At 60.5% G+C, this 11956-nt stretch carries 11 protein-coding genes; 2 read left to right on the forward strand and 9 right to left on the reverse strand.

Annotation, left to right across the window (positions count from 1 at the left end):
- Nucleotides 1–68 precede the first annotated feature (68 nt).
- The 3 genes from DOM58_RS16380 to DOM58_RS16390 form a co-directional block, all read right to left on the reverse strand.
- The gene (locus DOM58_RS16380) at nucleotides 69–1004 is read right to left on the reverse strand and encodes a glucosaminidase domain-containing protein (protein WP_245392305.1); all 936 of its coding nucleotides are present in this window, start codon (nucleotides 1002–1004) and stop codon (nucleotides 69–71) included.
- 151 nt (nucleotides 1005–1155) lie between these two features.
- Nucleotides 1156–3054: a molecular chaperone HtpG gene (gene htpG / locus DOM58_RS16385; RefSeq protein WP_110693770.1), complete on the reverse strand. Its 1899-nt coding sequence runs from the start codon at nucleotides 3052–3054 to the stop codon at nucleotides 1156–1158.
- Nucleotides 3055–3164: 110 nt separating this feature from the next.
- Nucleotides 3165–3500 (reverse strand): YkvA family protein, encoded by a 336-nt coding sequence (locus DOM58_RS16390; RefSeq protein WP_075561674.1) that lies wholly within the window; start codon nucleotides 3498–3500, stop codon nucleotides 3165–3167.
- Nucleotides 3501–3904: 404 nt separating this feature from the next.
- Between DOM58_RS16390 and DOM58_RS16400 the strand changes: the two genes are divergently transcribed.
- On the forward strand, nucleotides 3905–5878 hold the full coding sequence (locus DOM58_RS16400; RefSeq protein WP_110693772.1) for a transglycosylase SLT domain-containing protein: 1974 nt from the start codon (nucleotides 3905–3907) through the stop codon (nucleotides 5876–5878).
- Between the two features lie 135 nt (nucleotides 5879–6013).
- On the opposite strand, the gene DOM58_RS16405 is transcribed toward DOM58_RS16400, so the two are convergent.
- Nucleotides 6014–6592, reverse strand: coding sequence for an exopolysaccharide biosynthesis protein (locus DOM58_RS16405; RefSeq protein WP_110693773.1), 579 nt, complete (start codon nucleotides 6590–6592; stop codon nucleotides 6014–6016).
- Nucleotides 6593–6768: 176 nt separating this feature from the next.
- Nucleotides 6769–7185, reverse strand: a complete 417-nt coding sequence (locus DOM58_RS16410) for an NINE protein (protein WP_245392306.1) — start codon at nucleotides 7183–7185, stop codon at nucleotides 6769–6771.
- A 556-nt stretch (nucleotides 7186–7741) separates the two neighbouring features.
- Here DOM58_RS16410 and DOM58_RS16415 point away from each other — a divergent pair.
- Nucleotides 7742–7948, forward strand: coding sequence for a cold-shock protein (locus DOM58_RS16415; protein WP_071232112.1), 207 nt, complete (start codon nucleotides 7742–7744; stop codon nucleotides 7946–7948).
- Between the two features lie 134 nt (nucleotides 7949–8082).
- On the opposite strand, the gene DOM58_RS16420 is transcribed toward DOM58_RS16415, so the two are convergent.
- From DOM58_RS16420 to DOM58_RS16435, 4 genes are all read right to left on the reverse strand, one after another.
- Nucleotides 8083–8523 (reverse strand): nucleoside deaminase, encoded by a 441-nt coding sequence (locus tag DOM58_RS16420; protein ID WP_110693775.1) that lies wholly within the window; start codon nucleotides 8521–8523, stop codon nucleotides 8083–8085.
- 113 nt (nucleotides 8524–8636) lie between these two features.
- Nucleotides 8637–9560, reverse strand: a complete 924-nt coding sequence (gene yegS / locus DOM58_RS16425; RefSeq protein ID WP_110693776.1) for a lipid kinase YegS — start codon at nucleotides 9558–9560, stop codon at nucleotides 8637–8639.
- Between the two features lie 255 nt (nucleotides 9561–9815).
- Nucleotides 9816–11006, reverse strand: coding sequence for a multidrug effflux MFS transporter (locus DOM58_RS16430; RefSeq protein WP_223162209.1), 1191 nt, complete (start codon nucleotides 11004–11006; stop codon nucleotides 9816–9818).
- 70 nt (nucleotides 11007–11076) lie between these two features.
- Complete coding sequence (locus DOM58_RS16435; protein ID WP_110693777.1) at nucleotides 11077–11772, reverse strand: MgtC/SapB family protein; 696 nt, start codon at nucleotides 11770–11772, stop codon at nucleotides 11077–11079.
- Nucleotides 11773–11956 lie beyond the last annotated feature (184 nt).

Here is an 11956-nt window from a genome sequence, read left to right on the forward strand (position 1 = left end):
ATTAGGCACAGGAGCCCCACAGCGGCCATAGCGGCCGCGCGGGGAGAAAACAATAGGCGGGAAAGCCGTCAGGCCGGGCTATCGGCCGCGAACGAGCTGTCGGCGCCATGGGTGCGTATCAACTCACCGTTGGTGCGCAGCAGCGACAACAGCTGACTTTGGTAGCCGGGTGACGTCGAGTAGTTGTGCAACGTGCCGATCAGCTTTTCGGCGGAGATCGACTTGCCGGTCGCGGCCAGCGCGGCCCGTTGTCCACGAAGCTGAGCATAGGCGCGGTGGGTATTCAGGTTATGCAGATAGGCGCCGACACCGTCGCGGACGCTATCGAATACCTGAAAGCGGCGTGACGTACCCTGCTGCGCGATACCGCAGCCGGCGCTGAAACAGCGCATGCCGAACAGGTTGTTGCTCTCCTTCGCCAGCCGTGAGGTTCCCCAGCCGGACTCTTCCACTGCCTGGATCACGACCATTTCCAGCGGTACGGTGTTGACCCTTGTCAGCAACGCCTGGCTGACCTTGCCGGGCGAGCACTGCACGCCATAGTCATCGCATAGCCGAGCCAGCCGCTGCTTCTCGTCCGCGGTCAGGGGATTGATGCGCGTATGTACGCCAACCAGCCAATTCCGATCGCGCTGGATACGCGCATTTTCCGCCTGCACCAGCGGTACCAGCATACTCAGGAAGGCAGCCTTGCGTTCAGGCCCGGCCTTGAGCTCGGCCAGATCCGGCAGCTCGGTGACCGGGTCCAGCGCGGGCGGCTGAACACGTGTATCCAGCGTCGCCACGGACCGGGAGGAAGCCGGCACGGTTTCGGATATCGACTCGGCATGAGCGGCTATCGGAAACGTTGCCATAGTGACCACCAGACAGAATCCCGCAACTCGCGTCGCGACACTGTGGCAGCGCTTTACGCCTGCCGCGTCGTGGCGCCGATCTCGAGTCATGAAGCGTGCGAAAGGTGAAAAAGAGAGCCGGGTAAAAACCGGCAGGAAGGATCGCGACATACTCGCGCCTCCGTCGAGAAGAAGACGGCAGATTAACAACAAATAGCCGCCGGGTTGAGGAAAAAACGTGCAAGATGAGTATTTTCATCAACGAGACGGCCGGCCACTAGGGCCGGCCGTCAAGGTTCAGAAACGACTCAGATGAAGATGATCAAGCACTTAGCAGTGCGTTGAGGCGCTTGACGTAAGCCGCCGGATCATCGAGATGGCCGCCCTCGGCAATCACCGCCTGATCGAGAAGAATACGCGCCAGATCGTCGAAATTGCCCCCTTCTGTACCTTCGAGGCGCGATACCAGCGCATGATCTGGGTTGAGCTCGAGAATCGGCTTCACCTCCGGCAGCGGCTGCCCCGCCGCCTCCATCATGCGCCGCATCTGAAAGCCCATTTCATGCTCCGGCAGTACCACGCAGGCCGGCGAGTCGGTCAGGCGATGGGTCACCCGCACTTCCTGCACTTCCTCACCGAGTGCCTCTCGTACACGTTTGACCAGGTCTTCCTTGGATTTGGCAGTTTCCTGCTGGGCCTGCTTCTCGGCTTCGTCGGCCATGTCGTCGAGTTCCAGGTCGCCCTTGGCCACGTCGGCAAAGGACTTGCCGTCAAACTCGGTGAGGTGGCTCATCAGCCACTCATCGACCCGATCATGCAGTAGCAGGACTTCGATGCCCTTCTTGCGGAATATCTCAAGGTGCGGGCTGTGGCTGGCGGCCTTGAACCCGTCGGCAACGATGTAATAGATCTTCTGCTGGCCTTCCTTCATGCGGCCGACATAGTCCGCAAGCGACTGATCCTGCGTCGTGCTGTCGGTATGCGTGGTCGAGAAGCGCAGCAGCCCGGAGATCTTGTCGCGATTGGCGTAGTCTTCCGCCGGCCCTTCCTTCAACACGTCGCCGAACGTGTTCCAGAAGGTCTGATACGCCTCGCTGTCTTTCGACAGCTTCTTGAGCATGTCCAGCGCGCGTTTGGTCAACGCGGACTTCATCGAGTCGACCTGCGGCGATTTCTGCAGCAGCTCGCGGGAAACGTTCAGCGGCAGGTCGCGGGAATCCAGCACGCCCTTGATGAAGCGCAGATAGAGCGGCAGGAACGCCTCGGCATCATCCATGATGAAGACGCGCTGGACGTAGAGCTTGAGCCCGCGCACCCCGTCCCGCTGGTAGAGATCGAACGGTGCACGCTCGGGAACGTAGAGCAGGCTGGTGTACTCCAGCTTGCCTTCGACCTTGTTGTGACTCCAGATCAACGGATCGCTGAAGTCGTGCGAGATGTGCTTGTAGAAGGCCTTGTATTCGTCATCGCCGATCTCGGCCTTGGGCCGCACCCACAGCGCTGTCGCCTCGTTGACGGTCTCCCAACTGACGGCCTCGCTGCCGTCGATCTCGTTGCCCTCTTCGTCGCGCGCCTTCTCGACCTTGGGCATGCGTACCGGCACGTCGATATGATCGGAGTACTTGCGCACCAGGTTCTTGAGACGGAACTCGTCGGCGAACTCTTTGGCGTCGTCCTTCAGATGCAGCACGATTTCGGTGCCGCGCTGGGGGTAGTCGACGTCGGCAATCGTGAACTCGCCCTCGCCCTTGGAGCGCCACTCGATGCCCTGATCGCTGTCGGCTCGACGAGTGCGCACCACCATTTCGTCAGCGACGATGAAGCCAGAATAGAACCCGACACCGAACTGACCGATCAGTTTGGCATCCTTCTGCTTTTCGCCGGAGAGCTGCTTGAGAAAGTCGGCGGTGCCGCTCTTGGCAATGGTACCCAGGTTCTGGATGACTTCGTCACGATTCATGCCGATACCGGTATCGCGAACGGTCACCGTGCCCGCTTCGGCATCGTGCTCGATCTCGACACGGAGTTCGGCATCGCCCGCGTAGAGCCCGTCATTCTCCAGCGCCTCGTAGCGCAGCTTGTCGCAGGCGTCCGCCGAATTGGAGATCAGCTCACGCAGGAAAATTTCCCGATTGGAATACAGGGAGTGAATCATCAAGTGGAGAAGCTGCTTGACTTCGGTCTGGAAGCCGAGCGTTTCTTCTTGAGTCGCGGTAGTCATTGACGAGCCTCTTGACGCTATTACGAAATTAAGACGGATCCGAAATTAAGACGGACAAAACAAGGTGTTCAGCGATATGGGGCTGGCTTTTCCCATTTCAAGCCAGCCCGTCAATCCGCAACGACTTCCTCATCGTCGATGCCTTTCCAACGCCGATAATCGCCCATCGCGCGGTCAACCCGCGTCAACAGCCAGCCCACGATGAAAACATCGTCGACCAGCCCGATGATCATCAGGAAGTCGGGGATCAGGTCCAGCGGCGACACCAGATAGATGAGTGCTGCAGCCATCCACCCGAAGGCGGCCCAGGGAATCGGGCGATAACGACCCCGAAAGACATCCATGCACATCGGCCCGAAAACCCGGAACGCGCGGCCGATACGGGCCAAGGCGCCACCGCGCTGCTTGAGGCGGGAAAACTGTGTCACAAAACGCCAGGGATTCATGGGAGAACCTCCGATCAGGATGTTGGGCGCAGAAGCACTCGATCGACGCCGGCCTGGAACTTAAATGGTCACGATCCGGTCAGGATTCAACATCGGCACCTCGAAAGACCGTGGAAGAGTGTGGAAGAGCGTTCAGATCGATGCGACGAACCCCTGTCGTCTTCGATCGCCACGTATCGAGGCGCTGGCCCGAACGGAGATCGGCGATGACGTCGTGCAGCCGAATTCAAATCTTCGCCGTCAAACACTACCCAAGCCGGCCCCCATCGGCGACGATGGGCGCTGAGTCGACGTCGCTTCGATGCGCGTCGCGATAGCCCCCTTCGCGACGCGGTCTTGCCAGGAGCGCGACCCGTACAAGCACGCGCGTTGAAGAACAACGCTTCGAGAAAGAGAGAGACCCAATGCCCGCATTGCCTATCCGCAGACGTTGGTTGAGCTGGTGCCTGGCCGGCGCCATGGGCGTCAGCGCCGTCGCCAACGGTGCCGTTTCGCCCACGGTGAACGCCAGCAGCGATCAGGCCATGAAGCAGGCGCTGGACGCCGCCCGCGACCGGCGCTGGAACGATATCGATGACGCCGCCATTCAGGATCACGTCCTGGCGGGCTATGTGGAATATCACCGCCTTCGTGCCCGGCTTTCCAGCGCTACGGCGGCTCAGGTCAACGATTTCATCGTGCGCTACGGTGACTCGCCGCTGGCCGACTGGATGCGCGGCTCGGCACAGACACAATTTGGCAAGATGGGACGCTTCGACGATCTGCTGGCCATCAGCGATGGCGAACCCTCGGGCACCATCCGGCAATGCTACTACTATACCGCATTGCTCGATCGTGAACCGGGCAAGGCCGCCGCCGGCGGCGAGGCGCTGTGGCATGTCGGCGCCTCCCAGCCCGCGGCCTGTGATTCGCTGTTCTCGACCCTCGAGGATCGCGGCGTGCTGACCGACGAGGACACCTGGGAGCGCATGATGCTGGCCTGGGAAAACGGCCAGAGCGGCCTGGTCACCTATCTCGGGCGAGATCTCGATGATTCCTGGCAGCGAGCGATCGATAGCTTCGATGACGTCCGCGGCAACTATGCCGACGTCACCCGGATTCCACTGGATCTCGGCCCCGATGGCCAGGCCAGCGGGGCACTGATTGCCGCCACGATGCATGGCCTGACCCGCGCCGACACCGAGGCTTCACTGGAAGCCTGGCGCAAGATTTCCGCCCACGTTTCACTCAGCGAAGAGCAGCGTGACCGGATCGAGCATGACCTGGCGTTCTATTCGATGGTTCGCGATGTCGGCAATAATCAGGGCTGGGTCGATACGACGCTGCCGCGCTTGGCGGATGCCGATCTGATCGAGCTGCGGATTCGCAATGCGGTCACCGAGGGCAATTGGGCCAACGTCGCCCGCTGGAGCGAAGCGCTGCCACCGGAGGTACGCGCCGAGGCTCATTGGCAGTACTGGCTCGGCCGCGCGAGCGAGGCAATGGGCGATGACGCCAAGGCGCACCAGGCCTACCAGTTGGCGGCACAGGATCGCAGCTTCTTCGGTTTCGCTGCCGCCGACCGCCTGGGGCAGCCCTATCAACTGCAGATGGCAAATACCGAGGTCACGACGCTTCAGCGAGAACTGACGAATATGCTGCCCGTGGTACAGCGCACGGAAGCGTTGATGCGAATCGGCGAAGACGGGCTGGCCCGCAGCGAGTGGTACACCGCCGCCGCCAGAGACACGCCGGCTCAGGCCGAGGCGCTGGCCGATTACGCGATTCGCCAGGGTTGGTACGGCATGGCGATTCAGACCACCATCGCCGCCAAGCAGTGGGATGCGCTACCGTGGCGCTTCCCGGCCGCCTATCGAGATTCGTTCCTGAAATGGGGCGAAACCAACCAGGTCGATCCCTATCTGCTGATGGGCATTGCTCGCCGCGAGAGCGCGTTCAATCCGCTTGCCGCATCACCGGTCGGCGCGCGGGGCCTGATGCAATTGATGCCCGGCACCGCCGATCACGTCGCTCGCGAACTGGGGATCAGCGCGCCCAACACATCCGAGCTTTTCGAACCCCAGCTGAACATTCGTCTCGGCAGCACCTACATTCGCTCGATGCTGGAGCGCTACCGCGGCAATCGAATCGCCGCGACAGCCGCTTACAACGCCGGCCCTCAGCGAGTCGATCGCTGGCTGAACAGCGCACCGCCCGAGTTCGATCGTTTCGTCGAGAGCATTCCGTTCCGCGAAACTCGTGACTACGTGCAGGCCGTGCTGGCGTATCGGGTGATATTCGAAAGCCTCGCCAAGCAGGGCAACACTCAAGGCGTCGCCATGCTGTCCCCGGCCGAGAGTCAAGGCAACTACGACCCGACGCTGATCGCACGTAACTGAGGCCGGGCCTCTCCCTGGCACCGTTCGACAGCGAAGCGCCCCGACTGTCCGCGAATCAGCTCAACGGCTGAGTCAAGGACAGCATCGGGGCGCTTTTTCGGCGGGACTCGAGAATGACGGGTCTATCGAGTCGATCTACACAAGCCAGATACCGATGCCGGCTCCGCCAGCTAGCGTGACGCCGAGCCCCATCAGCATCATCAGGCCGTCCCCCGCCGTCAGCCCCAGCGCCATGATCGCGATCGCCAGCGCCGGTATGGCTGCCGCGAACGGCAGCAGTTCCAGCGGGATCATTCCCAATCCGAGTACGACCATCAGCAGCGCCAGCAGTCGCTGAGTGACATCTCCCATCAGCCAGCGCAGCCGAGGCTGCAGGAAGCGATCGATACGGCGGGTCCAAGGCTTGGCCCGCTGCGTGACGCGGTGCCAGCGATCATGACTGACGCCCCGTTCACCCAACACTTTAGGAAGCCATGGACTCTTGCGCCCGAACACCAGCTGAATCGCCATCAACGCGATGAAGATACCGCAGGCGCTGGGCACTCCCGGAACGCCGCCAGTGGGCAACAACGCGATCAGCGCCGGCAGCAGCACTACCGGCCCGAACCCCCGGGCATTGAAGGTATCGATGATATCCTGCAGCGTGATGGTGTCGTCCTCGACCTGACGGTCGAGCGTTTCGAAAATAGCGGTTAGCTTCAGGCGCTCCGCCATGCGTCACCTCCTTGTGACATCGTCTGTAACCCTGCCCCACGGATTCGTTCCATCAAATCGTCCGCAACATTGATCCGCAATATCATCGCGCAAGATCGAAATATCGAAATATCGAAATATCGAAATATCGATTGGAACGAGTATCCACGAGGCAGCCGTATCGCCCCCGATGGGCCTTAAAGGCCGCGGCGCGCATGCTTGAGCGAAATCTGATCGTTGAGCGTCCAGAAATCATAGAGTATGCCGACCAGGAACAACCCCCCGGTCAACAGATAGATCAGGCCGGTGATCCATTTGCCCATGTACATTCGATGAATGCCGAACAGACCCAGGAACGTCAGCAGGATCCAGCCCAGCGTGTAGCTGATCGGCCCGGATCGAAAGCGTAGATCGGCCTGCCGATCCATGCTCGGAATGAGAAACAGATCGATCAGCCAACCGATGCCGAACAACCCCAGCGTCAGAAACCATAGGGTCCCGGTGACCGGTTTGCCGTAGTAAAAACGATGGGCTCCCGTAAATCCGAAGATCCACAGCAGATAACCGATGATCTTGCTGTGCGTGTCGTTGAGACTGATTTCGCGTTGCACCACGCAGACTACTCCTGACTTTTTCGATGACTGAAAACAATCGGCCACAGCCATGATTGGCTGTTACGGCCCCTCCTCCTCGAGGTGAGCGACAGCTTACCCGAGACACCCGCCATGACGCATGCCCCGTCAGCACTTCAAAACGTCAATACCCATGACCAATGGTGCCAGCGTGCCCGGAATCGTGCAGTGGCCTTCCCGCAGCGCCGTAGAATATGGCAGCGATATATCAATCTTCTTAAAAAGCGTTAATAAAACCATACCGCATGCCGCGATCAACTTGAAAAAACGGCCTGACCGACAGTAGACGCCAACAAAATTTCCCTCTATGGTTCAAAAGCGGGGCATGGAAAAGGTTCTATCAAAGTCAAGCCATTCGCGCTTGTCGAGGTATGGCCACCAATGCAACATCCGTTGCGTAGGTTTGCAGGCAGAATGTCGTCGGTTGTTAGTCGATCTCGTCCAACTCCTAGTGCGCATTCCCCTTGGTCGGACCACGCATTTCGGGCGTCCCCCGGGAGGCTCGGTTACATCACTATGCAAGTTAAGGATATCGACAATGGCAACCGGCACTGTGAAGTGGTTCAACGACACCAAAGGCTACGGTTTCATCTCCCCCGACGACGGTGGTGATGACCTGTTCGCACACTTCTCCGAAATCCAGGCTGACGGCTTCAAGACGCTGCAGGACGGTCAGAAGGTCACCTTCGACGTCACGCAGGGTAAAAAGGGCCTTCAAGCCGCCAACATCAAGGTATCTGGTTAATCCCAGTCAAGGGTCACAGACGTGGAGGCTTCGGCCCATCGCCTGACCGCCTTGAACAAAGCCCACCTCACGGTGGGCTTTTTAGTTCACGATCCTGTGGCGCTCAGGCGGAGAGATGTTTGGCGGCCAGGGGCTCAGGGTTCGCCGATGTCCTCGTTCCAGACTGACGGATAGGCCGCGATGAACTGCGTCATCATTTCGCGGCAGGCGGGGTCATCGAGAACGTCGATCTCGACGCCGCGTTCGCGCAGCAGCGCCTCTTCGCCCATGAAAGTACGGTTCTCGCCGATGACGACCCGAGGTATGCCATATAAGAGGATCGCCCCGCTACACATCGAACATGGGGACAGCGTCGTGTAGAGCACCGAATCACGGTAGACCGAAGCGGATCGCCGGCCGGCGTTTTCCAGCGCGTCCATCTCCCCGTGCAAAATGGCGCTTCCCTTCTGTTGGCGCTGGTTGTGCCCGCGACCGATAATCTCGCCCCGGTACACCAGCACGGAGCCGATCGGCACGCCGCCATTCTCGAGACCGAGTTTTGCCTGATCGATCGCTGCCTGCATGAAGTCATCCATTCCGGCTCTCCTCTCTAATCGCTGGTCGATCGACGCCTGCCTCTTGTGCTCATTGCATTGCACTCCCCGCTTTGCACCCACATCTCTGCGTGGACCTTTTGGGACGTCTGCCGTCAGGCGGGAGGATGTAACAGGGGGCAGTTCTCCGGGACCACCAACGGCAACGCATCACGGTCCAGCGAGGCGCGAAAGCGCTCGTAGCGCCGTGGTTCACCGTCGAGGTTCAGGGGAAAGGCGCCGTTACTGTCGAACTCGACCCAAGGCACACGCAGATAGCGCACGAACTCGCCGTCCTGAGGCAGATTCTCGAGTTCATCGATGATCCGTTTCAGATCGCCCAGCGAGTTGAAATGACGCACGAACAGCAACTCGAGCAGGCCGTCGTCCAGCCTGGCCGAAGGTGCCAGCCGTTGACCGCCGCCGGCCTGGGAGCCGTTACCGATCGCCAGCATGAACAGCGGAACTCGTGCCTCGCCGTCCGGCCAGCGCATATGCCCTTCATAGGGTTGGTAATTCCAGGCCTTCAGCATGCCCATCAACGAATAGGCGCCGCCCCCCAGAAGCCGCTTCAGCCCTACCGGGGTCGAGGTGGTGATCTCCGCCCCGAAACCGCCGGAAGCGACATTGATGAAAGGCTCGTCATCGAGCTTGCCGACGTCAACCTGGCGGATGGCGCCCGTCAGCGCCAACTCCAGCGCATCTCGCGGCGCCATCGGCACGTTCAAACCCGTGGCGAAATCATTGGCGCTTCCCAATGGCAGGAGTCCCAATGCTGGTCGCCGTTCGGGAGTCTGACGCATCAATCCCGCGACGATCTCATTGATCGAACCATCTCCGCCCCCGGCAACGATTCGCGTGGCCCCGGCTGCGACGGCATCATCGACCAGCCAGTTGCCATCACCGCCTTCCCAGGTCACTCGAACCCGAAGCTCGTGCCCCTCTCGACGCAGAGACTCGACCGTCTCCCGAATCTCCGGCTGTTGCGCGGATTTACCGTTAAGAATCAACCATGTGCTGTCCTTGCCATGACTGGCCATACCAATCGCTTCCTTTCCCGGGGCCGACCGATCACCGTCGTCGTGCCATCATCTTTCGCGGCTTCGCTGCCGCCAATTGCTTCATTCTAGCGTGTTCCGCTCATATCGTTGTCGGACTCGTTAAACCACACTCCAACGCAGCACTAGGTTACCCGACGTGCCGACGAACGACCGGCGGTCGTGCATGGCGTGTGGCGTACCGCAAGCAACGCGGCTGTGACAGTGCCTATTAAGAATCTTTCCGTCTACAAGGCCTCACTCGCTGGAATTGGCATTTTCCGTTACTCGCTTTGCCAACACCCACAGGACGATCCCGCCTCCGCTGCAGATCAATGCCAATGAGACCTGCGGTGCCAATGGCGTCATCAGCAATAGCGTTGCCAGCGTCGCACCGCCGCCCAGCTGAATCGAGCCCAGCAGCGCCGCTGCCGTCCCCGCGCGTTCGGGAAACGGCTCCAGCGCCAGGCTCGCCGCGGCACCCAAGACCATCGAAAAGCCTATCGAAAGCAATGCTATGGGGCCCATGAAGGTCACGACCGATACCGGCACGCTTCCATAGAGACAGGCGATCAGGACACCGCCACCAACGACGACGATCAGCCCTCGCTGCACGGTCGACTTCCTTCCCCAGCGCGCCATTAATCGGGGCACGATGAAAAACGCCACCGTACTCACCAGTGCGTTGCCCCCGAACCACAGGCTGAAGACCCACTCCGGTTGGCGCAAACGGTCCATCATCACCACCGGCGCGGCCGAGACGTAGACCAGAATGGCCGCCATCATCGTGCTGACGAGAATGGCGTAATAGAGGAATCGCCGGTTGAAAAGCACCGGTCGATAACGTGACCAACGATAGAGGCGCTTTTCGATAAGCGTCCCGGGCGGCCGGGTCTCGCCGAAGCGCCAATAGGCGCTGAGCCACAACAGCCCTGCGAAGCCGGTCATGAACGCGAAGTTACTGCGCCATCCCAGCGCGACGGTCAGCGCCCCGCCCATCACCGGTGCCAGCGACGGTACCAGCGTGAGTGAACCATTGAGATAGCTGTAAAGCTTGGCGCCCTCGGTCGGCGTATAGCCGTCACGGACGGCGGCGAAAGCCACGGTGACGGAAGCGCAGGCGCCCAGTCCCTGGAGTATTCGCGAAAAGTACAGCATCTCGATCGAGATCGCGGTCATCCCGATCAGCGCCGCTACCATATAGATGGCGACGCCGCCCAGCAGCACCGGGCGCCGCCCGAAACGGTCGGTCAGCGGACCGACCAGCAGTTGTCCGACGCCGACGCTCATCAGGAATAGCGTGATGGTCAACTGCAGCGCCGCGTAGGAACGCTCGAACTCACCGGCCATGGCGGTCAATGCCGGCAGATAGATATCGATCGCCAAGGGCGACAGCATGACCGCGCCCATCAGTATCCAGAAAGCCGGACGCTTCTCGCGTGCCTGCATCATTACCTCGCCGCCATGTCAGGAGCGCCTACTCTATCGGCTGGCAAGGGAATGACAACCATTCTCGACATCAATCTCCGGTGGGCGAAAGCTGAAACTCCAGCAGACGATCATGGTCGCGCAGATTGGCGGCCAGCGGCGGGATATACTTGCGATCGTGGGTTCTCAGCATCATGCGGTATTCGAACTGGCGGCCGTCGTCGCGCGTGCGATAGCTCAGGCTTTCGATCTTGAATCGGTGCGACGCCATCAGATCGTGAATCTGCGTTTCAGCCATCACCGCCTGACTGTCGAACCGCAACACGCAGCGGGCGAATATCCGGCTGGGCATCCGCGCCTCCACCATCCGGAACAGGGAGAGCGTCAACAGCGTTACTACCGTCGCCAATACCGCCGGAAACAGAAACCCGATGCCGTAAAGAATACCCAGCGCCGACGTTATCCAGATCGAGGCGGCGGTCGTCAGCCCTCGGACCGTCAAACCCTCCTTGAAAATCACCCCGGCGCCCAGAAAGCCGATGCCGGTCATGATGCCCTGTGCCATGCGTGTAGGGTCCGTACGGATCGTGGCTTCCGGCACCGCTGTACCCAACCACTGCCACTGATACATCGTGACCATCATCAGCAGCGCCGAGGAGACGCAGACCAGCGCATGGGTGCGGAACCCCGCCGGGCGCCCGTGAAAGGTGCGCTCCAGCCCGATCAGGCTGCCGGCCAGCCAGGCCATTCCCAAATGCGTCAGCATCGTCCACGATTCCGGCGACATGCTTGGCTATCTCCTTGTCTCGTTTACGACTATCGTTTCGTTCATGACTGTCGTTTCGTTCAAGACTATCGTCTCGTTCATGACTGTCGTTTCAGCATAGTGCTTGCCGCCAGCCGTCGCAGCCTACCCTGACGGTAATGCGCGCTGCCGACGCGACCTTTTACCTCGCTACGAAGGAATGCAA

Source organism: Salinicola halophyticus (genome assembly GCF_003206695.1).
Classification (GTDB): domain Bacteria; phylum Pseudomonadota; class Gammaproteobacteria; order Pseudomonadales; family Halomonadaceae; genus Salinicola; species Salinicola halophyticus.

Coding starts and splice junctions, on each gene's coding strand:
- DOM58_RS16380 (WP_245392305.1), bottom strand. CDS start 1,004: ATGTCGCGATCCTTCCTGCCGGTTTTTACCCGGCTCTCTTTTTCACCT.
- yegS (WP_110693776.1), bottom strand. CDS start 9,560: ATGGCCAGTCATGGCAAGGACAGCACATGGTTGATTCTTAACGGTAAA.
- DOM58_RS16420 (WP_110693775.1), bottom strand. CDS start 8,523: ATGGATGACTTCATGCAGGCAGCGATCGATCAGGCAAAACTCGGTCTC.
- DOM58_RS16435 (WP_110693777.1), bottom strand. CDS start 11,772: ATGTCGCCGGAATCGTGGACGATGCTGACGCATTTGGGAATGGCCTGG.
- DOM58_RS16415 (WP_071232112.1), top strand. CDS start 7,742: ATGGCAACCGGCACTGTGAAGTGGTTCAACGACACCAAAGGCTACGGT.
- DOM58_RS16430 (WP_223162209.1), bottom strand. CDS start 11,006: ATGCAGGCACGCGAGAAGCGTCCGGCTTTCTGGATACTGATGGGCGCG.
- htpG (WP_110693770.1), bottom strand. CDS start 3,054: ATGACTACCGCGACTCAAGAAGAAACGCTCGGCTTCCAGACCGAAGTC.
- DOM58_RS16405 (WP_110693773.1), bottom strand. CDS start 6,592: ATGGCGGAGCGCCTGAAGCTAACCGCTATTTTCGAAACGCTCGACCGT.
- DOM58_RS16390 (WP_075561674.1), bottom strand. CDS start 3,500: ATGAATCCCTGGCGTTTTGTGACACAGTTTTCCCGCCTCAAGCAGCGC.
- DOM58_RS16400 (WP_110693772.1), top strand. CDS start 3,905: ATGCCCGCATTGCCTATCCGCAGACGTTGGTTGAGCTGGTGCCTGGCC.